The organism is Lacticaseibacillus suihuaensis, from assembly GCF_054785075.1.
Genome location: NZ_BAAGBJ010000003.1, coordinates 217,314 through 244,185 on the forward strand (window position 1 = coordinate 217,314; position 26,872 = coordinate 244,185).

The following is a 26,872-nucleotide window of genomic DNA, read 5'->3' on the forward strand; positions in this document are numbered from 1 at the left end:
CCGTCCCGCTAAGTTCGCTCGGTTTCGCCCTGGATCGTCGGGCTGCACCGAGCAGCGCGAGAGCGGCTAGCGACGCCAGGACGCTTGGGACCAGGTGCGAGTCCCCAACGTCCCGGCTAGGCTAGCCGTCTCGCTAAGTTCGCTCGGTTTCGCCCTGGATCGTCGGGCTCCGAAGCGCAACGCGAGCGTGTCCAGCTAGGACCGGTGCCTGAGGCCAAGGTCGGGCCTCAAGCCCCAGCCCTGCGCTGGCCGGCTCGCGTTCCCGCGCTTCTCCGCCCTGGATACCAAAAAAGCCGCCCTTAGGCGACTTTCCTGGTAAGACTAGTGTTGCGGCTGAAGACTGTCAGGGGTTTGAACATCATCAATCCTCTGGTCACTAGCAACGACAACCAATCCTAAAACAACAATACCGAACGCAGCCAAAATCATGATTCGTTTTCCTCCTACTTGTGAGATGTCTTGCGACTTCCTTATTTACAAGTCTATCTTAACCAGCAGGAGGCCCGGCAGCAAGAAGAGGGCGCTAAGCATTGCCTAAGAAATCGAACAGCTTTTCTCCCCTTATTTGCTGAAAATTTGGAGCGAGTCTAAGCGTTCGATGGGCAGGTTTTCGCAAATCGGTCATGTTGTTTTAATCAAGTCAATTGTGAGCAACTGGCCGCCACTCTCATTATGCGGCCATTATGAGAAGGCTCATCGCCCCGCCACACAGCCGCAATCGCAGGGGACTGTAAGGACAACCTGCCGGACAACGGTGGCTGGACCGTGATCGAGGATGGTGCGTGTCTGCGAATCAAGAACACGAGTCCGACTGGCACGGTCAATTACACCGCTTTCTAAATGAGAGCGACCCCACAGGCGCGACCGATAAAAATGGCGGCCCAACCGGCTGCTTTTAATGTTTGTCACAGAATACTGATGAAAACTTTTTTGGCTTACCGCCGCAATCTTTGCTGTGACAGGGACCGCGACGCTCGCGGCCGCTGAAAACCACCCGCATTCAAAATGAGAGGGAAATGGCAGCGGCCGCCGTCTCGCCATGCAAATTGCCAGATTGCGCCGCCTCGGCGGTGTCTGCGCAGCCTGAACTCACCAGGCGTTCTGGTAGGGTGCGGGGTGAACGCTGACGCCGACGCTGGAGCCGGCGACAGCCGTTCGCTTGGCCACCGCGGCCAGGGCCTTGGCGCTGCCGGTGATCGTCACGCCCTTGAAGCGGACGGTTTTGGCCGTTGCGGCCATGGCGGTCCGGTAGGGCTGAATGTTGGCGTAGCGCGGATCCAGGCCGCGCCAGTACCGGCGCAGGTAGCCGCGCCAATCCTTGTAGTCAAGCGGCACGGTGAGGTCGACGCCCAGCGGATCGGCGATGTTGTCCAGGCCGTTGGCGTCGGTGCTGGGGTCGTCTAGGATGTAGCCCCAGCGCAGCCTGACATTGGCCGGCAGCCACGTCTTGACCGCCACCAGGGTCTTGGGCGACTTGAAGGTGACCGCAAGCTCCGCGTAGGTGTCGGCCATTCCCGCAAGCTTCAGGCCCTCGTTGCTGGTCAGCGCCTTGGGGTCGCTGTAGAAGTTGGCGACTTTTTCCATCGTGTTGGTGGTGTAAGACTGCATTGGCGTCGCGTTGCCGGCGCCGAAGTTCAGCGCGTGTCGCTCGCTTAGGGTGTCGTCGAGCTGGTACGATAAGGGGGTGAAGCGGCTGGTCAGGGTTCGCCACGGCACAGGGATGCCGGCGACTTCCTTGTACTCGACGGTCACCACGTTGCCTGAGGCCAGGCCGCCATTCGAAAGCATCTCCGAGCCGACCGTGACGTTGGGCTCGGCGACTTGGTGGTAGACCTGCAGCGCATCGAAGGTTCGCTGCATCTGAAGGGCGGCCGCCCGGTTGACGGCGAGGCCGGCCAAAATGCCGATCACGACGACGGCGGCCAGGGCCTGACCCAGTGTTTTGAAGAATTGGCGCCGCTTGGCCCGGCGCAGGGCTTGCTCAAGATCCATGGTCTTCCTCCTTCAGGGTCGCGCCGAGGCGCGACCGCGAGCGTTGCAGGCGCTTTTTGACGGTTTCCGGCGGCAGGGCCAGGGCCGCGGCAATCTCCGCCACCGAAAACCCGTAGTAATACTTGAGGGCCAACAGTTCGCGGTCGGCCGGCGCAGCCGCCTCGACCAGCGCGGAAAAATGATCGGGATCGCTCGCGACAGGCTCTGGCACCCTGGCCGTCAGCTGCTCGCGGCGGCGGTGGCGCAGCGCGTCGAGGTAGGCGTTCAGGGCGACGCGGTAGAACCAACCGTCCAGATTCTGGACGTCAAGCGTCGGCAGCAGCACGTAAATCCGCTCGAACGCGGTGCCCACCGCGTCCTCGGCATCGGCGTGCGGCACCCCGCGAGCGGCCAGCAGCCCGATTACGCGCTTGCCCAAAGCCAGCAGGTGGTCGTCAAACCCGTTGCGCGCCATCCCCATCCCTCCTTTCCCGGTCCTCACCCATAAGACGCACGCCACCGGGCAAAGGGGACAGCCCGGCGGCCCAAATTTTTCGCCGTCACTTTCGCCTTCAGCATGCCACGCCAGGCGGCCGAGGGCAAGCGGCGCGATTGCGGCGCGGGTCGTGCCGCGGTCGAATGCGTTGCCAAACCCCCAAAAGTCGGCCATAATGCGGTTGGCACAGGGTGCGATGGCGCCTAAGAAATGGCGCAAGGAGTGTGGATGATGAACGAAGCGCGAGAACATGCGACAATTAAGCGGGAGCAGGCCTTGGCCCCGCGGGTCGAGGACCAGGACGGAACGCAGCCCGGAGGCGATGGTGCAAGGCAGCGCCAGCAACAGCCCGAGGCCGCCGGCGCGGCGTCGGCCTTGGCGTTGAGCGCAAGCCGCCAGGCGGTCTTGGCCGCCTTGGCGGCGCGATTGGTGACGGCGGCCGACTCGAAGGCGGGTCCGTTGATAGTCGGCCTCAGCGGCGCCTACGCCTCGGGCAAAACGCGGCTGGCCACGGACCTGGCGACGGTGCTGCGGCGGCTTGGTCACCGGGTGGTCGTGTTGCACTACGATGATTTTCACCGGCCGCTTCAGACGCTGACCTGGGACGCGCAGGAGCCAGGCAGCGAGGTCGACACCTTCTACGCGCATGCCTTTGACGGCGAGCGGTTGTGCGAGCTGGTGCTGGCGCCGCTGGCCGCGGCCGGCAGCCTTCACGCCGACTTGCGGGTGCTGGACTGGGCGCAAGGGGCCAACGTCAAGGCGCTGCGGCTGGACATCGAGCCGGACACCATTGTGCTTTTGGAGGGGATGCTGCTGTTTCGGCCGCCGGTGGTCGGGTACCTGGACCTGCGCATTTTTCTGACGGTTGAGGAAGGCACCATCCTGGCCCGGGGGCGCTTGCGCGATGCTCCGCTGTACGGTCCCGGCATCATGGCGCTGTACGAAAGGCGCTACCTGCCGGTGTATCGCCGCTACCTGGCGGCGGATCGGCCCGAGCGTGGCGCCATCGTGATCGCCAACGACGACCCGGACGCGCCGGTCATGCAGGCCGATGACTAACGAGGCGACCGAATCAAAGGGTGGTGGCCAGTGACACGAACCCGAGCCACCCCCACACCAAAAAAACAGGCGCGGCTTCCCGATGACGGGAGGTCGCGCCTGCTTGGCGACGGCGAAGCTTACTTGCTTTCCTTCGCGTCGTTCATTGCCTTCATGATGGACGGGTTCTTGGAGTGGCAGTCCTTGATCATGTTCAAGTCTTCCTCACTCAGTTCGACGGTGTATTTGGCCATAATATCCCTCTTTTCTATAGTCACATGATAGCATGCTCACGCGATTTCACAAGTCAGTTCGCAAGCTCCAGCTGGCGGCGAATGTCGGCGATTGCGGCCTTGTCGCCGGAGAAAATGATGTGGTCGCCCAGGTGAATCTGGGTGTCGCCGTGCGGCGCGATGAAGGCGTGGTCGCGGTAGATCTGCGAAATCGTGATCGCGTCGATGAACGGCAGGTTCTTGACCTCCAGGCCGGTGAAGCGGCGGTTGCGAACCGTGATTTCGAAGATGCCGGCGGTGGTGTCCTCCAGAATCTTCAGGGTGGAAGGCGACTCGATCAGGCTGCGCAGCATCGAGATGTTGGCCTCGAAGGTGTTGTAGACCTCGACGCCGGCCGCGGCGAGCTCGTCGTACTGCGCGTTTTCGACGTTTTTGGCCTCGAACCGCGCGATGATGCGCGGCACCTTGGCGGCGATGGCGGTCTGGGCCAGCTGGTAGTTCTTGTCGTGGTCAAAATAGGCTAACAGCAAAATGTCGCAGTCGAAGGCCTGAGCCGCGGCGAGGTCGGCCTGCGTCAGCCCGGCCAGCTTTTTGACGTTGGCCTCGGAGTTGTAGGTCGCGTACTTCTCGGCGTCGTCGGTGAACATCGTGATGTCGTACAGGCCGCGCGACAGCTGCTGGGCGATCGGCACCGTCAGCAGGTTGGTGCCGATGATGTGCAGCCGCGTCTTCTTGAAGTCTTCTTTCTCCTCTTGGTAGAAGCGGTTGAAGAGAATCGGGCAGGTGATGCAGGTGATGATCGCCGCTAGCGTGAAGGCGCCGCTTTGCTGGGTGGTGACGATGCCGAGGTTGCGGCCGACGGTCAAGGTTGGGATGACCAGCGTGATGGTGGTCGAGATCAAGAAGGTCCCGGCCAGCGCGTTGGTCTGGCGAAAGCGCAGGCGCAGAATCGGCAACAGCAGGATTTTGGCCAGCAGGAAACCGACCAAAAGCACCGGAATCAGCGCCAGGCTCTGCGGGTCCTTCAACAGCGCCTTGAGGTCGATGTTAGCGCCGGTCATGATGAAGAAGATGGGGATGAAAAAGCCGTAGCCCAGCGAGGTCAGCTTGTCTTGCGTCTCCTCGCGCGGCCGCAAGAGCTTCATCACCATGCCGGCGAGAAAGGCGCCGAGGATGTTTTCGGCCCCGACGCTTTCGGCGATGGTGACCAGCGTGATGATTAGGAAGAAGGCGAGGCGAATGTCCAGCTGCGTCGTGCTTTTGTCAATCTTGGCGAAGAACTGGTACGGCCGGCGAAAGCGCAGCAAGAGCACGATGGCGGCCAGGAAAATCAGCAGCAGCCACCACACCGACCGCGTCGTCGAGCCGTTCAGGCTGGCGTAGACGGTCAAGGCAATCAAGGGCACCACCTCACCGAGTGCCGCCAGCAGCAGCATCGTCTGGCCGAAGGGCTTGCTCAGCAGCTCCTTTTCCTTCAGTGCCGCGATTACGACCCCCAGCGCGACGGTCGAAAACAGGATGGTGGCAAAGCCGATGTGGTGGAACAGCCCCAGCCGGTCCAGCCCCCAGCTGAAGGCGGCGCTGGCCGCGACGACGCCGGTGAAGCCCAGGATGGCGAGCTTCGCCGGGCCGATCGCGCCGTCTTTTTGCGTCGGCTTGAACAGCGAGAAGTCGATTTCCATCCCGGACAGGAAAATCAGCACGATCACCCCGAGCTGGCGCAGCTGCGTCAGCGTGGCGGTCGGCGTGACCCAGCCCAGCAGGCTTTGGCCCAGCACGATGCCGACCACGATTTCGGCCACCGCGGTCGGGGTGCTGGTGATGCGCAGCTTGGCCATGGCCAGCGGGATCACCAAGGCGGCAAACAGGACGATTTCAAGTGAAATGCTTTCCATTTTGGGGCTCATCTCCGGTATAATAGTTAGTCAAAAGATAAGGCCATTATACCCGAATAATAAGGAAGTGTTCGCCTGTGACAAGAAAATCTCTGATTGTCGGCACCTGCGTCTTGCTCGGCCTGCTGATCAGCCTCCCGTTCAAAAAAATCCTGCTGGGCGTCGCGATCGGCCTGGCCGTCGGTTACGTCCTGGAGGCCTACACGCCGCTGTTCAAGAAGAAGGGCTGACCGCCTTGTGTTGCCTTGTGCGGTAAGGCGGCCGCAGCCCAAGCCGCCCGGGACCCGGAGACCGCGCCCTTTTCGCGAGAGACGACCTCGCCCTCAGGCCCGTTGTTTTGGCGGCCCTTTAATGGTAAGATAGTACAACGCTTTTATTAAGATAAGGGGGGACCTCTTCCATGGCAGATCAGGAAAAAGCACTGGAGCAGACCCATCTCAACGGGATTATGAAGCAGCTGGGAGCCGCGGACAAGCGGCTGACGGCCGAAATCGCGCGAACCAAGGCCGAGGAGAAGAACCTGAACCAGAACTTCTTCAGCGACTTTTCGATTAACCTCAGCAACGACGCGGAGACCATTGAGACGGCGGCGTCCATTCAACAGCAACAACAGATGCTGGATGAACGCCAAAACGCGTGGCGCCAATCCACGCAGCTGTTGGCGACGGTGCGACGGTTGACGGTCAACCCGTTCTTTGCCCGGATCGATTTTCAGGAGGGCCAGGAACGCCCCGAGACCATCTACATCGGCCTGGGCTCGTTCACCGACGAGCGCGGGAAGTTCCTGATCTACGACTGGCGAGCACCGATCAGCTCGATTTACTACGACGGCGGCCTCGGCGCGGTGACTTACCAGACGCCGGACGGGCCGCAGACGGTCAACGTCGACTTGAAGCGCCAGTTCGTGATCAAGGACGGCCAGATTCAGACGATGTTTGACACCACCGAGACCATCGGCGACCAGATGCTGCTCGAGGTGCTGGGCGAAAAGTCCGACACCCAGATGAAAAGCATTGTCACCACGATTCAGCGCGAGCAAAACCAGATCATCCGAGACACCACGGCCGACCTGCTGTTCGTGCAAGGGGCGGCGGGGTCCGGCAAGACCTCGGCGGTGCTTCAGCGCGTCGCCTACCTGCTGTATCGCTACCGCGGCAACCTGACGTCCAGCCAGGTGATCATGTTCAGCCCCAACCAGCTGTTCTCCGATTACATCGGCAACGTGCTGCCGGAGCTTGGCGAGCAGAACATGGTGCAGTTCACGTTCTACCAGTACGTGACGCGGCGGGTGCCGAACATCGAGGTCCAAAACCTGTTCGCCCAGTTCGAGCAGCGCCTGACCCCGGCGGCCAAAAAGGTGGCGCGGCTCAAGGGCAGCCTGGCCTTTTTCGCGGCGACCAAGGCCTACGCCGCGACGCTTGAGCAGGCCGGCATGAAGTTTCGCGACATCAAGTTCCAAGGCCGCGTGTTCTTCTCCAAGCGCCGCATCGCCGAGATTTTCTACAGCTACAACGAGAACTACCACCTGGGCAACCGCCTGAGCGCGACCAAGGAGCGGCTGATCAACGCGTTGAACCACCGCGTCGACGCCGAGATGCGAGCCGACTGGGTCCAACAGGCCGTCGAGTCGCTGTCCGACGAGCAGATTCGCGAGCTGCAAAGCAACGGCCCGGCCGAGTTCAAGGACTCGGACGCCGAGTACAAGTTCTTCGCCAAGAAAATCGTGCTGGACGCGTTCAAGCAGATTCAGACCGCGATTGTCCGCAACCACTTCCTGAACGTGCGGGGCCAGTACGTCGCCTTCCTCAAAAACGCCGGCAGCGTGGTCGACCTCGCCGCGTTCGGCCTGAGCCAAGCCGAGTGGGACCAAGACGTCTCGGCCTTCCTGGACGCCTTCAAGGACCGCCGGCTGGCGATGGCCGACGCCACGCCGTACCTGCACCTGTACGATTTGATGACCGGCCGCCACGGCGAGCGCAACATGCGCTACGTCTTCATCGACGAGATTCAAGACTACACGCCGTACCAGCTGGCCTACCTCAAGACCAGCTTCCCCAAGGCCAAGTTCACGCTTTTGGGCGACCTGAACCAGGCGATTTTCACCAAGGCCGACTCCCACACCCTGATTCAAGACGTCGCCAAGCTCTTCGACCCGGACAAGACCCGCGTGGTGCAGCTGACCCAGTCGTACCGCTCGACGCGCCAGGTGACCGAGTTCACCAAGGCGATCCTGCGTTCCGGTCAGCAGATCGAGGCGTTCAACCGCCAGGGACCGCTGCCGGTGGTCTACCTGCGCGACTCGCAAGAAGCCCTGGTCGCCGCGATGCTCAAGCAGATCGACATCGACGACGCGGCCAAGCAGACCACGGCGGTGATCGCCAAGACCCTCGAGGCCGCCAACGCGGTTTATGAGGCGCTACGTGACGCCGGGGTGCCGGTGACCCTGATTCAAAGCGAGAACCAGCGCCTGGCCGCCGGGGTGATCGTGGTGCCGTCTTACCTGGCCAAGGGGCTGGAGTTCGACGCCGTGATCCTGTGGCAGGCCAACGCCGCCACCTTCCACGACGAGGACGAGCGGGAACTGTTGTACACCATCGCCAGCCGCGCGATGCACCGCCTGACGATTTTCGCCAGCCCGGATCTGTCGCCGCTGCTCGCCGATATGCCAGACGCGTTATACGAAAAGAAGTAAGCCGATGAAAATGAGTGAAACCAAGGCCGTGACCACGCACCGCGTGTTCCCGGCCCAACTGAACGAACACGAAACGCTGTACGGCGGCCAGCTGCTGTACTGGCTGGATGAGGCGGCCAGCGTTGCCGCCCACCGCTTGGCCCGGCGCGGCATGGCCACCGGGGCACTGGATAACCTCCAGTTCCTGGCGCCTGGCCACCTGGGTCAGGCCATCGAGTTTCACAGCGTGGTGACCGGCGTCGGCCGCCGCTCGATGGAGGTCTTCACCAAGGTGATCGAAGAGGACCTGGACGCCGGCTCCCGCACCCTGATCGCGACGGCCTTTTCCACCTTCGTCGCTAACCCCGGTCCAGACCTCACCAGCGTCGAGGCGGATGAGCCCGAGCTGGTCGCGCTGGCGGCTGGCTACGCGGCGCGAACCGCGGCCAACCGGGCCCGGCGCCACGCGCTGGACGGCGTCGACTTGAGCCTGACGGAGTAGGGCGGCCGTTTGGAGACGTACCCAATCATCTGCCCTACTGAGTGGTTGCCCCGGTTCGCCGGGGCTTTTCTAGTACAGATGACAGGCCACGATTTTTTGGCGAAAAAGCCCCACAGGCAAGGAAGAAAACGCTACAATAGGCGTAGTGAATTAGCACAGTTTGGAGTGTTCAGTGATGCAAGCGTTGACCGATGTTGTGACCCCCGGGACCTTTCTCATCATGCAAGTGACCGCGCGGCCGACGCTGGCGCGGCACCTGGCCGAGCTCGGCCTGCGAGCCGGCCAGCGGCTGACGGTGATTCAGACTAGCAAGAACGCCGCCGGCATGGTGATCTTTTTCCAGGGCCAGCGGCTGGCCGTGTCCGACGAAATCGCCGGGCAGGTCCAGGTCGCGCCGCTTCGGGCGGTCGATGACGCGGCACTGATCGCATTGGCCGACCTGCCCGTCGGCGACCGCGCGGTGGTCGGCAGGATTGAGGGTCAAGGCCAGCTGCGCCAGCGGCTGCTGGACATGGGGCTGACCCGCGGCACCTTGGTCCACCTGATCCGCGTGGCGCCGATGGGTGATCCGCTGGAGCTTGCGGTGCGGGGCTACAAGCTGACGCTGCGGCGCCAGGACGCGCTGGCCGTGCGGGTGGAAAGGATGGCGGCACATGGGTGAGACACTGGCTTTGGTCGGCAACCCGAACTCGGGCAAGACCACGCTGTTCAACGCGCTGACCGGCGCCCGGCTGGCGGTCGGCAACTGGCCGGGCGTCACCGTCGAGCGCAAGGCCGGCCGCCTCCGCGCGGCCACGGACATCACGCTGCAGGATCTGCCCGGCACCTACTCGCTGTCGCCGTACTCCTCGGAGGAGCTGGTGACCCGCGATTTTCTGCTCAACGGCGATCCCAGCAAGGTGATTAACGTGGTCGACGCGACCAACCTCGAGCGCAACTTGTACCTAACGCTGCAGGTGATGGAGGCGGGGCGGCCGCTGATTCTGGCGCTGAACATGATGGACGCGCTGCGCGGCCGGGGGCGGACGATTAACCTCAAGAAGCTCAGCTACGCGCTGGGGGTGCCGGTGATCGGCATCTCGGCGTTGAATCGCACCAACCTGGACGCCTTGGTGGCCACGGCGACGGCCAAGGAATCCGGCCGTTACCCGTACCCCGAGTACGACCCGCGCGTCGAGTCGGCCATCGGCATGATCGAGGCCCAGCTGACCGCGGTGCCGGAGGCGGAGCGGCGCTTCGATGCGATTCGGCTGTTCGAGCGCGACGCCGCGGTTCAGCAGGCGGTCGCGCTGACGGCGCGTCAGCAGGCCGACATTGAGCAGACGATTCGTACGGCCGAGCAGCTGTTCGCCGACAGCGCCGACGCGATCATGGTCAACGCCCGGTACGACTTCATCGCCCGGGTCGTCGCGATGAGCGTCGTCGACACCGGCGACTTCGTGGAAACGGCGTCCGATCGCATCGACCGCATCGTCACCAACCGCTGGTTCGCGCTGCCGATTTTCGCCGCGGTGATGTGGGCGGTGTACTACCTGTCGATTCAGACGGTCGGGACGCTTGGCTCCGATTGGCTCAACGACACCGTGTTCGGCCGGTGGCTGCCGGGGGTCGCCAACCACTGGCTGACCGCCTGGCACGTCGCAAGGCCCCTGCAGTCGCTTCTGGTCGACGGGCTAATCGGCGGCCTCGGGGCGGTGCTGGGATTTTTGCCGCAGATTGCCATGCTGTTCTTGTGCCTGGGGATTCTTGAGGACTGCGGCTACATGGCGCGAATCGCCTTTGTGATGGACCGCTTGTTTCACCGCTTCAACCTGTCGGGCAAGGCCTTCATTCCGATGCTGATCGCGACGGGCTGCGGGGTGCCGGGCATCATGGCGACGCGCACAATCGAGTCGGACCGCGACCGGAAAATGAGCATCATGCTGACGACGTTCATGCCGTGCTCGGCCAAGCTGACCGTGATCGCGCTGGTCGCCGGCACGTTTTTTCCCGGCCAGTCCTGGGTCGCGCCAAGCGCCTACTTCATCTCGGTGCTGGCCGTCGTCGGCTCCGGCGTGTTCTTGAAGAAAACACGGCTGTTCGAGGGGCCGCCTGCGCCGTTCGTGATGGAGCTGCCGGCCTACCACCGGCCGCTTTTGCGCAACCTCGGCCGAAGCGTCGGCCAACGCGCGACCGCCTTCGTTCACAAGGCCGGCACCATCATCTTCCTGTCTTGCGTCGGCCTGTGGTTCTTGAGCAACTTCAACTGGCGCCTGCAGATGGTCCCGCAAAACGCGAGCCTGCTGCGCGACCTCGGCAGCCTGCTGGCCCCGGTGTTCGCACCGCTGGGCTTTGGCGATTGGCGAGCGACCGTTGCGACCGTCGCCGGCCTGATTGCCAAGGAGAACTGCGTGGGGACGCTGCGCATCGCCTTTGGTCCCGGCAACTTCGCGACCCAGCTGCGTTCCGCCTACGCGCCGATGGGGGGCTTTGCCTTCCTAGTGTTCAACCTGCTGTGTGCCCCGTGCTTCGCGTCGATCGGCACCATGTACAAGGAGTTCGGCCAGCGCAAGTGGACGCTGCTGGCGATCGGCTACCAAACCGCCATCGCCTACCTACTGAGCGTGGTGGTGTACCAAACCGCGCGGCTGCTCGGCGGTTCGATCGATGCGTTGGGTCTGGGCTTTTTGCTGGTGGCTTGGGCCGCCATCTTGTACGGACTGGTCATCAAGCGGCCGCGGCCAAGCGCCGCGGCGCAACTCGCGTAAAGGAGATCTCATTATGGCTACTGTTATCATCACGGTTTTGCTGGTTGCGGCCGTCGCCGCGGTTGTCTACACCCAGTTTCTGAGCAAAAAGCGCAAGGCGGCCGGCTGCAGCAAGTGCAACGACGTCGGCTGCCCGTTGTTCGACCAGGCCCAGCGGCTGAAGGCCAACAACCAAAAACACGCCTGATGACGCCGCGGCGAGCGGCGGCACCCGCCGGGCGGCCGCGGCACTGACCGGCCTCGGCTGGCTGGGTGGCCGGCTGAGGCGCTGACTGGGTGGTCGGCTGGTTGAGTGGCCGGCTTCGGCGGCCACCTCGCGTCGCACCCCGCAATTGGGCTCACCCTGTACCGTTTTTCCTTGCACCACTGGCACGCCTTGGCGTGACCCTACTTCCAACGAGGACATCATGCAATCGCTAATGAATTACTACCAGTTCAGCCGCGCGGAGTGGTCGACCTTCCACGCCCACAACTTCGCCAGCGTCTCCGATGAGGAGCTGGAGTCGCTGCGGTCTTTGAACGACGCCATCAGCATGGACGACGTCAAGGCGATCTACTCGCCGCTGCGCCACCTGCTGCACATCCGCTACCGCGACTACCAACGCGCCGAGTTCAACCTCAGCCAGTTCATGGCCGCGCCGCACCATCCGCACCCGTTCATCATCGGCATCTGCGGGTCCGTGGCGGTGGGCAAAAGCACGACGGCGCGACTCTTGCAGCTGTTGTTGGCCCGGGCCTACCCGGAAAAGCGCATCCAGCTGATCACCACCGATGGCTTCTTGTACCCCAACGCCGAGCTCGAACGCCGTGGCATTTTGGACCGCAAGGGGTTTCCCGAAAGCTACGACATGGACCTCCTGATCCATTTTCTGAACAACGTCAAAAACGCGTCGGGCGTGGTGCGGGCCCCCAAGTACAGCCACCAGATCTACGACATCGTCCCCGGTGAAGAGGAGGTCATCGACCACCCCGACATCCTGATTGTCGAAGGCATCAACGTGCTGCAGCTGCCCAGCCAGGCGCCGATCTACGTCTCCGATTACTTCGACTTCTCGCTGTACGTCGACGCCGACCCGGCCTTAATCGAGCAGTGGTACCTCGAGCGCTTCGGGATGCTGTTGGACACGGCCTTCACCGACCCGACCAACTACTACTACCAATACGCAATCGGCGACCGCCAAGACGCCTTCGCGATGGCGCGGCAGGTCTGGCGCGACGTCAACTTGAAGAACCTCAACGAGTACATCCTGCCGACCAAAAACCGCGCGGATGTGATTCTGCACAAAACTGACAACCACGTGATCGACCGCGTCAGCCTGCGCAAGTTCTAGCCACAGGCGACAGAGGTAAAAAGGCGACAGAGGCAACCGCGGCAGGCGAAAAACGCGACCGAGGCGGTGGGGCCTCCCGAGTAGGCGGCGCCACGCGACAGAGGCGGTGCGGCTTCCCGAATCGGGAGGTCGCACCGCCTTTCGTGTCGGGCGCGTTTGTAACCCGCTGCGCGTTGGCGTGGTGGCCCGGGGCAGCGCCGCGGTCGTCGTGGTGGTCTGGCGGTGCCGCTCACCAGACGGCGTTCTTGGCGTTTTGTTGCCACTGCGCAAACAGCCGGTGGCGGTAGCCGGCCTGCTTCAGCCTGGCGGGATCGATGGCCAACTGGCGCATCATCGCGCCGCCGTCCTCGAACTCATGGGCCGAGATTCCGGTCAAAAGGTAGACGGGGTGGCTCAGCGCCTCGCGCTTGGCGAGGTAGCGGTCCCAGGTGACCTGTCGCGCCGCGGCCAAGTCGTCAGCGGGTGGCAGCCAGGCGGCGAGCTGGGCCTGGTAGGCGGCAAACGCGAGGCGGCCGGCCTGCAGCTGGGTCGCCAGCCGGGCCAGGGTGGCCGCCTCGCCTGGCGGTTGCTGACCGGTGGTCTGGCTGGCGGTGCGATGGCGCCGTTCTGCGGTTTGGGCGGCGGCTTGCTCGCGTGGGGCTGCCGCCCGGTCGGTGGCCTGGTTGGGCCTACCGCCACCGGTTTGAGCGGTGACCGCGTTGCGCCGGCCACTGGACTCACTGGCCCCGGCCTGGCGCCGGGTCAGCTTGGCGATCGCGGCCACCGCCGCCGCCCGGGCCCGGCGCAGTGCGGCGACCTGGTTGGGTGCGATGGCCCGGACCAGCCGCAGCTTGCCGGTCAGGCTGCCGCGCCAGCCCAGGCCGAGCTGCAGGCGAATTAAGGCGGCGTCGAAGGCCAGCACCACCGGCACGTGCGGCGTCAGGTGTAGGTCGCCGCTGAACGTCTCTTCCTGTGCGTTGATTTTTTCCACGGCCGTTGCGGCAGCGACTTCAACCAGCAGGCCGTCTTGGGCGTGGGTGCGGTCGTTGTCGTCCAGCAGCAGCGAGGTGGTGGCGCGTTGAACGGTCACCGCCAGCCGCTGGCGCTGCGGCCGCGGCCTGGTCTGCGCCAGGCTGGTGTGCAGGCTGATGCGGTAAGGGGTGAGCGGCGACGGCTCGGGGCTGGGCGGATCCAACGGTAGTGCGGCGGCGGCATCGGCGGCCGGGGTGATGGTCGCCAAAAGCGCGGCCTGGTACCGCGGGTCGCCCAGCCTGGCGGCGTCGACTCGGTACACCGGCCGGTCGTCCGGCGGCGTCGCCTGCAGCAGCCGCAGCTGCGTCGGCGCGGCGATCACCAAGCGTTCCGGGGCGATTGCGTCAAGCGCGGCGTAGCCCTTGCGCATCAAGGCGATTTGGGTTTGCTGGAGGTGGGCGAGCTGCCGCATCGCTCTTGGCGGGAGGCTTTGGGCCTGAGTCACGAGCTGTGTCTGAAACTCCGGAAAGCTCAGTTGCTTGCGACAAAAACGTTTGAGAATGCCGAATAATTTGGTTTTATCCGACGACTGCGGCAAACCGGCCAACCAGTTCGTCGTGTCGTCATTAATCTGTTCCCGAATCCTAGACCAGATAAGTTGGAGATGGGCGACGGTCCCCGGTGCGGTGAGCTCTCGCCATGCACTCACGGTCCCGGTTACCGCAAGTGTGTCGCCCGTTCGCCATAGCAGGCCGAGTTGGGCTGCCCCGGGCTGAAAGGCCAGGTAGGCGGGAACCGGTGGAAAATGAAATGCAGTGCCATCCGGTAATGTTAACGCCGACAGCTGGATTGCCAGCCATCGTCGCTGTGTGACGGCCAATGTCGGTGTGAGCATGTGACCGGAGAAGCCGCCATTAATCGTGGCCGTAAGTTGAATGAGTCGTGATGACATCGCGGCACCAACTTTCCTGTTTTCGCCAGTATAGCCGCGATGGCGCCAAAAGTAACGAAATCTGCCTGAGACAACGTTCTGAGCTTCAAAATTGACGGTTGAAATGGCAGGGCTTACAATGACTTTGGATGATTATTCTAGGACAGGGAGGCGGCCAAAGGCCTTGGCCGCTGTTACGTCCACTGCCCCAGGGGGAAAGGCCGGAGCATAAGCATCTCCAGTACCCCCGCCCATACCAAGCCGAACCTGGCTTTCAACACACGTGTTTTCGCGTTACGGTTCCCCTCGATGGGACCGAATACCAGGGTGAACGCCACCACCCACGCGCCGGTTGACCGACCTTCCTACTCGCCAGGCGAGGTAGCTGCGGAAGAGCGGTGACGCGTGGCTTGAACCACTCGGCCGCAAGTCGCACCACACCACTTGCGGCAACCACGATTCTCGCAACCAAGCACCAAAAAAACACCGAGGCTGCCGCGGGTTTTGACCCGCGGTGGCTTCGGCGCGTCCGGCGCCGGCGAGCCTGCCGACGCTTTTTGTCTGCGCAACTTAAAAACGCCGGACCGCGAACGGCCCGGCGTCTCTGCGCTAGCAGGGAATGATGAAGAAAATGAACAGCGGCGCGATCATCGCCAGCATCCCGACGGCCAAGGCGACCTTGGCCAGCCGGCCGCGGTGCGTGGCCAGACCGAACACCGCAAGGCCCAGGACCAAAATGCCGGTGATTGTGAAAGGTAAGAACATGTTGGACCTCCTGACTGGCGGGCAAAGACGCCCACGTGACTTGTTGCCTTCAGTATAAGCCCGGACCGGCGGCCGTGGCGCGTCGGCGGCGCCGGCTTGAGCAAAGCTTAACAAGTTGGGCCGGCGCGGTGGGGCGGCCAAGCAGCGCTAGCGGCACAGCAACCGGGGGCCGTTTGCTAATTATGGACTTTTCACCAAGACCGGCTCCCGGGTTCGCTGCCGCCCCGGTTCGTGAATCCCAGTATATCCCGGCGACCCGCAACCTTGCCGGCACGACCCGCAACCGCCTTGGTTCGCGAATCCCGGCCTATCCCGGCGACTGCGCCCCGGTTTGCCGGCCAGCTCCGGACAATGGCGCGAGCCAACGCGGCGATGGTCGCGATTTCCCTCATCTAAGCCCGGCAACGGTTGACCTTGCCGGCACTTTTCAGTATCATTGATATAATTCAAATAAGGAGCGTGGCATAAACGTGGCTAAGACGACCCAGGACTATGACCAGATCATCGTTCTCGATTACGGCAGTCAGTACAACCAATTGATCACGCGGCGCATTCGCGAGTTCGGCATCTACTCCGAGCTCAAGCCGCACAGTATTTCCGCTCAAGAAGTGCGTGATATCGCGCCCAAGGGGATCATTTTCTCCGGCGGACCGAACTCCGTGTACGATGAAGGGGCGCTCGACGTCGACCCCGAGATCTTCGAGCTGGGCATTCCGATTCTGGGCGTGTGCTACGGCATGCAGCTGATGGCGCAGCGCCTCGGCGGCCGCGTTGAATCCGCCAAGAACCGCGAGTACGGCAAGGTTGACATCAAGGTCACCGACGACTCCGCGAAGCTCTTCCAGGATCTGCCGGCTGCGCAAACCGTGTGGATGAGCCATGGCGACCTGGTTCGCGCGGTGCCTGAAGGCTTCCGCGTCACCGCCACCTCCGACAACTGCCCAATCTCCGCCATGGACGATGACGTCCGCAAGTTCTACGGCATCCAGTTCCACGCTGAGGTGCAGCACACCCGCTACGGCCACGAGATCCTGCACCATTTTGCCTTCGACATCTGCCACGCGACCGCCAACTGGAACATGGGCGACTTCATCGAGCAGCAGATTACCGCGATTCGCAAGGAAGTCGGGGACAAAAAGGTCCTGCTCGGCCTCTCCGGCGGCGTGGACTCCTCCGTCGTTGCGGCACTGCTGAACAAGGCCATCGGCTCCCAGCTCACCGCCGTCTTCGTCGACCACGGCCTGCTGCGCAAGAACGAGGCCGACCAGGTGATGGCCGCGCTGTCCCGCGACCTCGGCGTCAACATCGTCAAGGTCGACGCCGCCGAGCGCTTCCTCGGCGACCTGAAGGGTGTGACCGACCCCGAGCAAAAGCGCAAGATCATCGGCCGCGACTTCATCGAAGTTTTCAATGAAGAGGCCCGCAAGCTCGACGGCATCGAGTACCTCGCCCAGGGTACGCTGTACACCGACGTGGTCGAGTCCGGCACCGATACCGCCCAGACCATCAAGTCCCACCACAACGTCGGCGGTCTGCCGGACGACCTGAAATTCAAGCTGATCGAGCCGTTGAACAAGCTGTTCAAGGACGAGGCGCGTGAGCTCGGCGAACGCCTGGGCATCCCGCACGAGCTCGTGTGGCGCCAGCCGTTCCCGGGCCCGGGTCTCGGCATCCGCGTCCTCGGTGAGGTCACCGAAGACAAGCTCGAGATCGTCCGCGAATCCGACTGGGTCCTGCGCGACGAGATCAAAAAGGCGGGCCTCGACGAAAGCATCTGGCAGTACTTCACCGTGCTCCCAGGCTTCCGCAGCGTCGGCGTGATGGGCGACGGTCGCACCTACGACTACACCATCGCAATCCGCGCCATCACCAGCATCGACGGCATGACCGCCGACTTCGCCCGCATCGACTGGGAAGTGCTCCAGAAGATCTCAGCCCGCATCGTCAACGAGGTCGGGCACATCAACCGCGTGGTTTACGACATCACGAGCAAGCCGCCGGCAACGGTTGAGTGGGAATAAAAGGTACATGTTAATTGAGTCCGGAATGTTGATTTAACGGCGTTTTCGGGAGATGCAAAGGATATGACTGGCGGGGAAATTATTACGTTCCCCGCCAAAATCCCCGCCAAGTTTGGGCTGTAAAAGCCTAATCAGGCAGGGATTTTTTTGACTAAGCCGATGATTTTTTGGGGGGTCTGTGTAACTGGTGAATCGCTGCACGCTAATAGTAGCGGAATCGGGTCTGATGTTCCAGACGGGTGCAGTACCTAATCTGCTCCAGCAGATGCCGGTGAATCAAGCCTACGCTCCTAGCCGCGATAATCCAGTTGGCGTATGTCCTTTCTGGAAGGTTGATGTCGCCATGGTGGACAGTGTTGTTAGTATGTTGATATTGTGGTATCCATCTTGATCTGGACAATATCAGATTTACCAGCAATTGAAAAATATGTCATCACAATGATGTGGCAAGTGTTCTACAAGATGATGTAGGGTGAGAAACTGTTCCATTATCTCATGATAAATAATAGGTTTCATCCTATTTGACAAAGATCTATGTATTCTTTATGCGGCTACTATTTGTCCAGAAAGCATCCTATATTGGAAACTTACCCTGAAACTCCACCGAATTCTCTGTATAATCAGTATGAAAACAAATGCTCAGAGAATCACTCTTGAGCCAACAAATAGGGGGTAACACGATGGCGTTAACGCACGAAAGAGAAGCACTGATCTGGAAAACCTTGAATGACACTCGGGGTAAGATTGAGCCGTCACAGTATCAGAACTATGTCTTCGGTGTGATGTTCTACAAGTTCTTATCTGAGAAAGCAGAGAAGTGGCTAACAAGCGTGCTCCGTGGTGAGACCTGGGCGAATGTATGGGCACAAGATGCGGGGAAGGCTGCCGAGTTTATGCAACGCAATCTGGGGTATGTGATTCAGCCTGGTGATATGTTCGATGACTGGAAGACGGCCATCGATGAAGATAAGTTCAATGTGACCATGGTGGCAGACGCCTTGCTTCATTTTGACCAAGGGGTAAGTCCGGACGCTAAGCATGATTTTGCTGGGATCTTTGCCGACATGGATTTGACGTCTTCGCGGCTTGGCGCAAATGCACAGACGCGGACGGCAACAATGATGAGTTGGATCGAGTTGATGGATAAGATCGAACTGGACGACAACGCGGATGTGCTCGGCGATCTCTATGAGTATTTGATTGGGATGTTTGCCGCAAACTCCGGTGCAAAGGCCGGGGAGTTCTATACGCCGCACCAAGTTTCAGATATCATGGCGCGTATTCTGACCTCTGGCCGTGAAAATGTTGAGGAATACAGTCTCTATGACCCTGCACTGGGGTCCGGCTCGTTGCTTCTGACCACGGCGTCATATATGCGTAACGCCGGGGTGCGTGGTGCGATCAAGTATTACGGACAAGAGCTGATCACGACGACCTTCAACCTTGCCCGCATGAACTTGATGATGCATGGCGTTGAATATAATGATATCAACTTGCGCAATGCGGATACGCTGAACAACGACTGGCCGGATGGCGTTATTGAAGGGGTGGATAACCCGCGGATGTTTGATGCCGTAATGGCCAACCCACCGTATTCGCAACACTGGGACAATCAAAACCGAGAGGACGACCCTCGGTTCAAGTTCGGTGTGGCGCCGAAGACTAAGGCGGATTATGCCTTCTTGTTACACAGCCTTTATCACTTGAAAGCTGATGGTCGTATGGCGATTGTGTTACCACACGGCGTTTTGTTCCGAGGGGCCGCGGAAGGAAAAATTCGGCAAGCACTGTTAGACAATCACAATATTGCTGGGATTATTGGGCTGCCAGAGAAGATTTTTACCAATACCAGTATTCCAACAATCATCATGATGTTAGAGAAGAACCGTTCATCAGACGATGTGATGATTATCGATGCGTCCAAGGGCTTTGAGAAGCAAAAAAACAGTAATCGATTGCGTGAAGAGGATATCAACAAGATCGTTGAAACCTATTTGACGCGCAAGGATGTTGATAAATATGCGCACCTTGCTCCGTTAGCTGAAATCCAAGAAAACGACTACAACTTAAACATTCCGCGATATGTGGATACTTTTGAAGAAGAGGCACCAATTGATACGGCGGCACTGCTTGCTGACATGAAGTCTATTTCAGAAGAAGAAGCCAAGCTTAACACCGAATTGAAGGAAATGATGGCAGATTTGGTAGTGACCGATTTGGCTGATCAGAAGCTCCTCGATGACCTGAAGGGAGTTCTAGACTATGAGTAAAGATCGAGGAAACCAGAGGCTCATTCCGACCATTCGTTTCAAAGGATTCACTGACGATTGGGAACAGCGTAAGTCTGGATCCATATTTGTGACAGTCTCCAAAAAAGGCCATGCCGAATTGCCAGTTTTGTCAGCCACACAAGAGGATGGAATGGTTCCAAGAGCCAATGTTGGCATTGACATTAAATATGATGAGCAGAGCCTGTCAAATTACAAAATGGTTGAACCAGGGGAGTTTGTAATCCATCTCCGTTCATTTCAAGGCGGATTTGCATATTCAAGCATCCAGGGAATTACCTCCCCTGCATACACAGTCATCCAACTAAGAGATCTGTCTCAACAACTTCCGGAGTTCTGGATAGAGCCTTTACGAAGCACCAACTTTATAAAGAGGCTTACAACTGTTACCTATGGAATTCGCGACGGTCGCAGTATTAGTTTTCGTGATTTCAGTTCCCTCAAATTGTCATATCCAGGTTTGGAAGAGCAGGAGAAGATTGAGGCTTTCTTTAAATCATTAAATGACACTATCGCTCTTCATCAACGTAAGTATGAAAACTTACAGGCAGTAAAAAAAGAATTATTGAAAAGAATGTTCGCTTCTGACAAGAAGCCAGTCCCTGATTTTCGATTCAATGGATACACTAACGATTGGGAACAGCGTAAGTTGGGTGATGCGGTTAGTATATCAAGTGGAGTCACGGGTGACGCAACACTTCAAGGTGGCGAATATAGACTTACACGCATCGAAAGTATTTCGCAAGGAATGTTGAATGTTGCGAGGTTAGGATTCACAAATGAAAAACCAGACCAGAAGTATCTTCTAAATTTGGGCGATATTCTTTACAGCAATATTAACTCATTGAGTCACATTGGAAAGGTGGCTTTGGTTGATACGGCAGGGATTTATCACGGAATTAATCTCTTGCGATTCCAAATGCGCAATGATGTTGATTCGGAATTTTTATTTCAGAGACTAAACACGATGCCAATGAAAAGTTGGGCAGTTTCGCACGCGAATCCCGCAGTCAGCCAAGCAAGCATTAATCAAACGGAATTAAGTAAACAGCCAATTTCGTCGCCAACAATAACTGAACAACAAAAAATCGGCTCATTCTTCAAACAGTTAGACGACACTATCGCTCTTCATCAACGTAAGCTCGAAGACCTCAAACAACTAAAGAAAGTCCTTCTGCAGAAACTGTTTGTATAGTTCGACTTTTTCAGTACGGCGAACACATCTCAACGAAACAGGAGGGGGAGCATGTATGGCAGAAAATAAATTTGAAGATGCAGTGATCGAGAAGCTAAAGAATGAGGGGTGGACTTATCGCAAAGACCTTTCCGGTGTGACGGCGCCGCACCTGTATGACCATTGGCGAGAGATTCTAAATCAGAATAATGCAAGAAAACTGGATGGCAAGGAACTCACAGACGGCGAATTTGCACTGATTAAGCAGGAAGTTGCCAAGAACAAGACACCGTATGACGCGCAGTTGATGTTAGCCGGTTCCGGCGGAGTCGGTACGGTGCCGTTGTTACGTGAAGATGGCACCAAGTTAGAAATTGAAATCTTCTACGGAGATGAAGTGGCCGGTGGCCGCTCACGTTATGAGATCGTTAACCAGATCACCTTCACTGACTTGCCATATACCCTCAGCAAGAAACGCCGCATCGACGTGATGCTACTGATCAATGGGTTGCCTGTGGCACACATTGAGGAGAAGGACGAATCCCTTCAGAATCAGTGGAACGCCTTCGAACAGCTGCAGAAGTATGATGGCGACGGGATGTACACTGGCCTGTTCTCATTTGTGCAGGTGCAGTTCATCTTGTCACAACATTCAGCTCACTACTTGGCACGACCACGAAGCACTGAGGATTATAATAAGGACTTTTGCTTTGGTTGGCGCGACGACAACGGCAAGGACGTTACGGATACCATGACCTTCATTCACCAGGTAATGGGGATTCCAGCGCTACATCGGCTGGTCACCGTCAACATGATCCCTGATGCATCTAATGACAACTTGATGGTCATGCGCTCTTATCAGATTCAAGCAACGCGCGCGATCCTGGATCGGATGCGTACAATGGATGCCAACGGCTTGATTGAAAAAGAAGGCGGGTATGTGTGGCATACCACTGGCTCCGGTAAAACGGTCACTTCTTTCAAAGTTGCGCAGTTATTGGCAGCGATGCCGCGTGTGCGCAACGTCTTGTTCATTGTCGATCGCGTCGATCTGATTAACCAGACCTTCGAGAACTTCAAGTCGTATGCTTATAAGACGTTTGAAGATCGGATTCAGGTGGTGAAGGGATATGAACTCAAGAAGGCACTCAAACATAGAAATGCAGCCTCACACATTTTCCTGATCACGGTACAAGGTTTGGATAAAGCGGTAAAAGCAGGCCTGACCTCCGATGAGCGCAATGTCATTCTGATGGATGAGGCGCATCGTTCGGCCAGCGGCGATACCGTGAAGCGAATCAAGGCGGCTTTCCCTAAGACCACATGGTTTGGCTTTACAGGCACGCCGAATTTCTATAGCGATGAAGTCAATGATGTGACCACGTCGCGAGCAATTTCTACTTATGACGTTTTCGGCAAACGCCTACACCGATATACCATCAAGGACGCGATCGGCGATGGCAACGTGTTGGGCTTCGATGTGACCTATAGTACGGTGGATGTGGAAGCTGACGCCAACAATGAATGGACGGAAGAGGAACTTGAGCGAGAGGTCTACACGTCGCTTCCTTATCGGCAGGAAGTGGTTCAAGATATTCTCAATCAGTGGGCTGACGACCATTCTGGTCCGATTGAGATGGGGGTTCGCCAGCCCAATCAGTTCCATGGGATCTTTGCGGCTTCTGGCAAACAGGCAGTTGTGGCCTACTACAATCTGTTTCGAGAGATGGCACCAGAGCTGCGGGTGGCGATGACCTATTCGCGTGATGAGGCGAATGGTGTCGGTAGTTCAGATTTGCAGGCCGCCTTGAAGCAAGCGATGACAGACTATACTGCCTTCTTTGGCACACAAGATTTTCTCAACAGCCCCAATCCGGAACGCGACTACCTGAACGATATCACGAAGCGGTTGGCCCACAAGAAGCCCTACAATCATCGGCTGACCGCCGCCGAAGAGGCTACGATGCCGCAACGCCTGGACCTGGTGATCGTTTCTGATCAACTCTTGACGGGGTTTGATGCCAAGTATGTGAACGTGATCTACTTAGACAAACTACTGAAGGAAGGTATGCTGATTCAGGCAATGTCACGGACCAACCGCACCATCGACAAGAACGCGAAGCCGCACGGGAAGGTGCGCTTCTTCCGTAAAGGCGAGTTGATGGAGGAGAATGTCCGCAACGCATTGATTATCTATACCAAAGGTGGCAACGACACGATCGAAGACGCCAAGAATCAGCCTGATGATTCTGAGCAACAAGACTTATTCGATGATGATATTCTGGCGCCTAAGATGGCAACACAGATCAACGACTTGGCACCGAAAATCGCGCGTTTGAAAGCAATCGCAGGGGATGACTTCAGCCAGACGCCGCGTTCTGAGAAGGAACAACTTGAATTTGCTGTCATCGCTGCCGAAGTGAATCAGAAGGTCCAGCGATTGGTCCAGCAAGGCTACGCTTTTGGCTCGGCAGTCGATGACTTCGATGAGAAAGGCAAACCAACTGGTGAGAAAGTCAGGTTGGCTATTCAAGACAAGGATCGCTTCAGTGCGCTCCAGGCGCGGCTCAACGATGTCAACGAACTACTCCCTGATGATAAGAAAATCGACCTGACCAATATCAAAGTCGCAATTGATCTGTACAACCACGAGATCATCGACTACGACAAGCTGGTTGAGCTGTTGAACACCTATATCGACGATACGATTCCGACTAACCGTGATGCGGTTGAAGATCATATCACACCGATGGATGATGATAACCGGTCGGAGATCGAAGATATCCTAGATGGGATCGAAAGCGGTGATTATACTGAACACTTTGATACAGATTCCCTTCAGCACGCGCGCCGCACCATCCGCACGGAGAAGAAGGAATTGAAGATCAGACGCTGGTCTGCTGACAATGATTACAACGGAAACGCAATCATGGAAGCATATGATTGCTATTTGCCAGGCGTTGGCCTAAATGACAACCCGAAGCTGAAGGATCGTATTGACAAGATTGAAGAGTCAGAGAACTTAGGATTCTTTGAAACCGCTGACTTCGAAGACGGGTTATTGGCGTTCTTTTCCGAATTGAAGTGAGAATCAGTCTAGAAAACGTCGGAAAGGCCTTTTTCTTGCTGAAGTTATCCTTGCAAAACATACAGCGCTTTATCGAAATCCCCGACCGTTATCCTGCATGTAGCAGTGGTAACAATCGGGGATTTATTTGACGAAAATGATTCATTTTAGACTAACGATGCACATGATCGACAGGCTAGACCAGCCCAGATAGGAACCGCATTGCCTTGTCGGTATCTTGGCTTTCTAATTCTTGAATGATATGGAGATAGGTTTGCTGAGTCGTCGTCATGTTGGAATGGCCGAGTCTGCGGGCCACACTCGCAATCGTTACGCCAGCGAATAGGAGTAGAGATGCATGGGTATGGCGAAGCCCATGAATGGAGATTACTGGTACGCCAACATTCTCACAGTGTTTGCGAAGTTGGTTGTTGACCGTGGAGTTGAAGACTCTGCCATTAACAAATATTGGTTCATCCTCTGGCAGATCTTTGACAAGCTGGGAGAACTGGGTAATTGTCTGCCAGTCGATTTGGATTCGGCGCTTTGAGCTGAAGTTCTTAGTTGGCTGAAAGCCACCGTTAGCTGATTTATAGTTCCAAGTTTGCTTGATATTCAGTGATTGGTGCGTGAAGTCAAAGTCTTTTGGGGTCACGGCTAACGCTTCAGCAAAGCGCAGTCCAGTTTTGGCAACTAGAAGGAGGAACCAGTCCCAGTTCGGTGTATCGCTAAGGTCCAGATCTGAAAGTACTGCATGTAGTTCAAACTGATTGAGGTATTTTGCCTTTTTCGGCACAGGGGCCATTCCTTTAACGACGATTTTGCGGGTTGGATCGGTTTTGATTAGGCCCTCATCGAACGCATCTAACAGTGCACTTCGCAGGTGGTGATGAAAGGCGAGTACGGTCTGGCGTTCATGGTTGTCGGCAAAAAGGTTAAGTAATTGTTGGTAGGTTTTACGGTCGATCTGATTGAGCGTAAGTGTCGGTGCGAGTGCAATTAGATGATGATAGGTCATGTCGTATTTCTGCAAAGTGACAGTGCGAACCGCACCAACTTTGTAAAGTTCGTACCATTCTTTGAAATAGCGATAGAAGAGTGAACTCTTTGTGATGGTAGTTTCCATTGTATAGCCTCCGAAATATTTAATTGATGAAATCCGTTCATCGCTCATACTGTAATTCAAAATCGATAGGTAATGAAATAATGTAATTTCGGAGGTGGAAGGGAAAAATACTTACGTTGATGAAGGGTAATAGTATCATCTAGTTGCTTGAAGAAGACACCAATTTTTTGTTGTTCTTCCATATTTTCCGTAAACCACACATCTTGATTTTTCAAAATTGTAAAATGACGCTTATATCCTTGTGGTTCAGGTTTATAACGTTCTAAAGTTGTATACAGATAATCACCTTCAAAATTATCTGCACTTAAAATTTTTACGCCATCAGTAGCAACAAAGAAGGGGCTTTTGGGCTTATATAATGAAACTGTATGGTCCCCAAACAGAGTTACATCTTTGTAATCAGTAAAAGGTTCACCATCAGAATATCCAACAATTGGCTTATCACCTTGTTGAATAACTTCGTACTCACCATTCTCTGAAACACCAGCTAAGTACGAACGGAACGAGTGTGTTTTTAGAATGTCTTTGAACTTACGCTGTTCCCAAACGTACGAATGTTTGACCGAGATATCATGGTTAACAATATGATGCATTTTTAGTGTAAAATAATGCGCCAAATAATGCGATAAAGCATGTAAATCGCCATATTATCGCCTCGATTATTGGAACTTTATGTGAGAACGTTCCAATAATGTAAGCTTTCATGTTTTTGAAAATGAGCACTCGACACTCCAACATCGGCGCTATAATAATCCTGATTCATTCATAGGTTTGTGAAATACAACCATAGGCTCAATAGCGACACTAACTTCGCCATGCCGAATCAATACACCTTGATTTTGGCCAACTTATTCAGAGTCGGCGTCGCCAAATAGACCGAACGTATTTCAACACTTCGGCCAGGCCCGACCATTTAGTTGCTTTGGTCACATTTGTAAAATATCGTTCAACACATTGCCTATAAAGCCACTAAAAACTTGGCTTGAAGCTAAATGTAGGACGATTCGGTGCGCGTGATGCGTGACCTTACCCGCAACATGGAGCAATTCAAAGCGCAAGGTTGCGATTGTCTTTCGTGCGTCAAAAGGTATCAAAATGAGTTCCCCAGTTTACAATTCAAGTGCAACACCCTGACGACTAGACCAAAAAGGCCATGAAGACCTATTCTTGTTAGTGCTAGCTAAACAAGAAAGCAGGAATCTTCATGACCCACTCTCAGACTAACACCCACAAGCATTACCAACAACTCAGTTTTAGCGACCGTGCTACAATTCAGGCCCTTCGGGCTGCTGGTGACACCGCGACCGTGATTGCACAGAAGCTTCATCGCAGTAAAGCGACAATCTCACGAGAAATCACGCGTGGATCTGTAACTCAGCTCGACTCGAAGCGTCACTCGCATCAAGTCTATCTTGCGGAAACTGCCCAAGCTATGCACGACCGTAAACGCGATAGAACCGGTCACTACGCCTTTCTTAAGACCGGCCATGCGTTCTTCAAGGCTCTCGCCAGGGAGCTTACTCGTAAGCCGCGCGTACACAGCGTTGATAGCTTCGTACACTTCTATCGCGACCAGGGCAAGGCTTGCCCTTCAACGACAACTGTGTATCGCTACATCGACGCCGGGCTGCTTGAGCTAGACAACATGACACTTCCCAAGAAGCT

At 57.3% G+C, this 26,872-nt stretch carries 20 protein-coding genes; 13 read left to right on the forward strand and 7 right to left on the reverse strand.

What is annotated here, in order from left to right:
• Window positions 1-1,089: 1,089 nt before the first annotated feature.
• The gene (locus ACYVRZ_RS04660) at window positions 1,090-1,992 is read right to left on the reverse strand and encodes a sigma factor regulator N-terminal domain-containing protein (protein ID WP_461225242.1); all 903 of its coding nucleotides are present in this window, start codon (window positions 1,990-1,992) and stop codon (window positions 1,090-1,092) included.
• Window positions 1,982-2,446, reverse strand: a complete 465-nt coding sequence (locus tag ACYVRZ_RS04665; RefSeq protein ID WP_461225244.1) for an RNA polymerase sigma factor — start codon at window positions 2,444-2,446, stop codon at window positions 1,982-1,984. Before ACYVRZ_RS04665 ends, ACYVRZ_RS04660 begins: the two co-directional genes overlap by 11 nt.
• A 252-nt stretch (window positions 2,447-2,698) precedes the next feature.
• Between ACYVRZ_RS04665 and ACYVRZ_RS04670 the strand changes: the two genes are divergently transcribed.
• Complete coding sequence (locus ACYVRZ_RS04670; protein WP_461225246.1) at window positions 2,699-3,526, forward strand: nucleoside/nucleotide kinase family protein; 828 nt, start codon at window positions 2,699-2,701, stop codon at window positions 3,524-3,526.
• Window positions 3,527-3,812: 286 nt separating this feature from the next.
• Here ACYVRZ_RS04670 and ACYVRZ_RS04675 read toward each other — a convergent pair whose 3' ends face one another.
• Window positions 3,813-5,633, reverse strand: a complete 1,821-nt coding sequence (locus tag ACYVRZ_RS04675) for a monovalent cation:proton antiporter family protein (RefSeq protein WP_461225247.1) — start codon at window positions 5,631-5,633, stop codon at window positions 3,813-3,815.
• Window positions 5,634-5,710: 77 nt separating this feature from the next.
• On the opposite strand from ACYVRZ_RS04675, the gene ACYVRZ_RS04680 reads away from it, so the two are divergent.
• The 7 genes from ACYVRZ_RS04680 (at window position 5,711) to coaA (ending at window position 12,884) form a co-directional block, all read left to right on the forward strand.
• The gene (locus tag ACYVRZ_RS04680) at window positions 5,711-5,863 is read left to right on the forward strand and encodes a Tat pathway signal protein (RefSeq protein WP_461225249.1); all 153 of its coding nucleotides are present in this window, start codon (window positions 5,711-5,713) and stop codon (window positions 5,861-5,863) included.
• Window positions 5,864-6,033: 170 nt separating this feature from the next.
• The gene (gene helD / locus ACYVRZ_RS04685; protein WP_461225251.1) at window positions 6,034-8,325 is read left to right on the forward strand and encodes an RNA polymerase recycling motor HelD; all 2,292 of its coding nucleotides are present in this window, start codon (window positions 6,034-6,036) and stop codon (window positions 8,323-8,325) included.
• A gap of 4 nt (window positions 8,326-8,329) precedes the next feature.
• Window positions 8,330-8,806 (forward strand): acyl-CoA thioesterase, encoded by a 477-nt coding sequence (locus tag ACYVRZ_RS04690; protein ID WP_461225253.1) that lies wholly within the window; start codon window positions 8,330-8,332, stop codon window positions 8,804-8,806.
• Window positions 8,807-8,981: 175 nt separating this feature from the next.
• Window positions 8,982-9,467: a FeoA family protein gene (locus tag ACYVRZ_RS04695; protein ID WP_461225255.1), complete on the forward strand. Its 486-nt coding sequence runs from the start codon at window positions 8,982-8,984 to the stop codon at window positions 9,465-9,467.
• The gene (gene feoB / locus ACYVRZ_RS04700) at window positions 9,460-11,553 is read left to right on the forward strand and encodes a ferrous iron transport protein B (RefSeq protein WP_461225257.1); all 2,094 of its coding nucleotides are present in this window, start codon (window positions 9,460-9,462) and stop codon (window positions 11,551-11,553) included. Before ACYVRZ_RS04695 ends, feoB begins: the two co-directional genes overlap by 8 nt.
• Window positions 11,554-11,566: 13 nt before the next feature.
• Window positions 11,567-11,740 (forward strand): FeoB-associated Cys-rich membrane protein, encoded by a 174-nt coding sequence (locus tag ACYVRZ_RS04705; RefSeq protein WP_461225258.1) that lies wholly within the window; start codon window positions 11,567-11,569, stop codon window positions 11,738-11,740.
• 220 nt (window positions 11,741-11,960) lie between these two features.
• The gene (gene coaA, locus ACYVRZ_RS04710; protein ID WP_461225260.1) at window positions 11,961-12,884 is read left to right on the forward strand and encodes a type I pantothenate kinase; all 924 of its coding nucleotides are present in this window, start codon (window positions 11,961-11,963) and stop codon (window positions 12,882-12,884) included.
• Window positions 12,885-13,113: 229 nt separating this feature from the next.
• On the opposite strand, the gene ACYVRZ_RS04715 is transcribed toward coaA, so the two are convergent.
• Window positions 13,114-14,307, reverse strand: a complete 1,194-nt coding sequence (locus tag ACYVRZ_RS04715; protein ID WP_461225262.1) for a hypothetical protein — start codon at window positions 14,305-14,307, stop codon at window positions 13,114-13,116.
• A 1,068-nt stretch (window positions 14,308-15,375) separates the two neighbouring features.
• Window positions 15,376-15,531 carry a hypothetical protein gene (locus ACYVRZ_RS04720; protein ID WP_225047704.1) on the reverse strand — a complete coding sequence of 52 codons (156 nt, stop codon included), beginning with the start codon at window positions 15,529-15,531 and terminating at the stop codon, window positions 15,376-15,378.
• 470 nt (window positions 15,532-16,001) lie between these two features.
• Here ACYVRZ_RS04720 and guaA point away from each other — a divergent pair, with 470 nt between their 5' ends.
• The 4 genes from guaA to ACYVRZ_RS04740 all read left to right on the forward strand — a co-directional run bounded on the left by guaA (window position 16,002) and on the right by ACYVRZ_RS04740 (window position 24,102).
• A complete protein-coding gene (guaA, locus tag ACYVRZ_RS04725; protein ID WP_461225265.1) occupies window positions 16,002-17,552 on the forward strand; it encodes a glutamine-hydrolyzing GMP synthase in 1,551 nt (516 codons plus the stop codon).
• 680 nt (window positions 17,553-18,232) lie between these two features.
• Complete coding sequence (locus ACYVRZ_RS04730) at window positions 18,233-19,822, forward strand: type I restriction-modification system subunit M (RefSeq protein ID WP_203634043.1); 1,590 nt, start codon at window positions 18,233-18,235, stop codon at window positions 19,820-19,822.
• A complete protein-coding gene (locus ACYVRZ_RS04735) occupies window positions 19,815-21,035 on the forward strand; it encodes a restriction endonuclease subunit S (RefSeq protein WP_461225267.1) in 1,221 nt (406 codons plus the stop codon). Before ACYVRZ_RS04730 ends, ACYVRZ_RS04735 begins: the two co-directional genes overlap by 8 nt.
• 55 nt (window positions 21,036-21,090) lie before the next feature.
• A complete protein-coding gene (locus ACYVRZ_RS04740) occupies window positions 21,091-24,102 on the forward strand; it encodes a type I restriction endonuclease subunit R (protein WP_125706721.1) in 3,012 nt (1,003 codons plus the stop codon).
• A gap of 175 nt (window positions 24,103-24,277) precedes the next feature.
• Here the strand turns inward: ACYVRZ_RS04740 and ACYVRZ_RS04745 are convergent, their stop codons facing one another.
• Window positions 24,278-25,207, reverse strand: coding sequence for a site-specific integrase (locus ACYVRZ_RS04745; RefSeq protein WP_125706722.1), 930 nt, complete (start codon window positions 25,205-25,207; stop codon window positions 24,278-24,280).
• A gap of 56 nt (window positions 25,208-25,263) precedes the next feature.
• Window positions 25,264-25,800 (reverse strand): restriction endonuclease subunit S, encoded by a 537-nt coding sequence (locus tag ACYVRZ_RS04750; protein WP_461225270.1) that lies wholly within the window; start codon window positions 25,798-25,800, stop codon window positions 25,264-25,266.
• Between the two features lie 611 nt (window positions 25,801-26,411).
• Between ACYVRZ_RS04750 and ACYVRZ_RS04755 the strand changes: the two genes are divergently transcribed.
• Window positions 26,412-26,872, forward strand: a 461-nt coding sequence (locus tag ACYVRZ_RS04755) for a transposase (protein WP_461225272.1), incomplete at its 3' end; no start/stop codon positions are given.

Coding starts and splice junctions, on each gene's coding strand:
- feoB (WP_461225257.1), top strand. CDS start 9,460: ATGGGTGAGACACTGGCTTTGGTCGGCAACCCGAACTCGGGCAAGACC.
- ACYVRZ_RS04720 (WP_225047704.1), bottom strand. CDS start 15,531: ATGTTCTTACCTTTCACAATCACCGGCATTTTGGTCCTGGGCCTTGCG.
- ACYVRZ_RS04745 (WP_125706722.1), bottom strand. CDS start 25,207: ATGGAAACTACCATCACAAAGAGTTCACTCTTCTATCGCTATTTCAAA.
- helD (WP_461225251.1), top strand. CDS start 6,034: ATGGCAGATCAGGAAAAAGCACTGGAGCAGACCCATCTCAACGGGATT.
- ACYVRZ_RS04750 (WP_461225270.1), bottom strand. CDS start 25,800: ATGCATCATATTGTTAACCATGATATCTCGGTCAAACATTCGTACGTT.
- ACYVRZ_RS04675 (WP_461225247.1), bottom strand. CDS start 5,633: ATGGAAAGCATTTCACTTGAAATCGTCCTGTTTGCCGCCTTGGTGATC.
- ACYVRZ_RS04695 (WP_461225255.1), top strand. CDS start 8,982: ATGCAAGCGTTGACCGATGTTGTGACCCCCGGGACCTTTCTCATCATG.
- ACYVRZ_RS04660 (WP_461225242.1), bottom strand. CDS start 1,992: ATGGATCTTGAGCAAGCCCTGCGCCGGGCCAAGCGGCGCCAATTCTTC.
- coaA (WP_461225260.1), top strand. CDS start 11,961: ATGCAATCGCTAATGAATTACTACCAGTTCAGCCGCGCGGAGTGGTCG.
- ACYVRZ_RS04730 (WP_203634043.1), top strand. CDS start 18,233: ATGGCGTTAACGCACGAAAGAGAAGCACTGATCTGGAAAACCTTGAAT.
- ACYVRZ_RS04705 (WP_461225258.1), top strand. CDS start 11,567: ATGGCTACTGTTATCATCACGGTTTTGCTGGTTGCGGCCGTCGCCGCG.
- ACYVRZ_RS04715 (WP_461225262.1), bottom strand. CDS start 14,307: ATGCGGCAGCTCGCCCACCTCCAGCAAACCCAAATCGCCTTGATGCGC.
- ACYVRZ_RS04735 (WP_461225267.1), top strand. CDS start 19,815: ATGAGTAAAGATCGAGGAAACCAGAGGCTCATTCCGACCATTCGTTTC.
- ACYVRZ_RS04690 (WP_461225253.1), top strand. CDS start 8,330: ATGAAAATGAGTGAAACCAAGGCCGTGACCACGCACCGCGTGTTCCCG.
- ACYVRZ_RS04665 (WP_461225244.1), bottom strand. CDS start 2,446: ATGGCGCGCAACGGGTTTGACGACCACCTGCTGGCTTTGGGCAAGCGC.
- ACYVRZ_RS04670 (WP_461225246.1), top strand. CDS start 2,699: ATGAACGAAGCGCGAGAACATGCGACAATTAAGCGGGAGCAGGCCTTG.
- ACYVRZ_RS04740 (WP_125706721.1), top strand. CDS start 21,091: ATGGCAGAAAATAAATTTGAAGATGCAGTGATCGAGAAGCTAAAGAAT.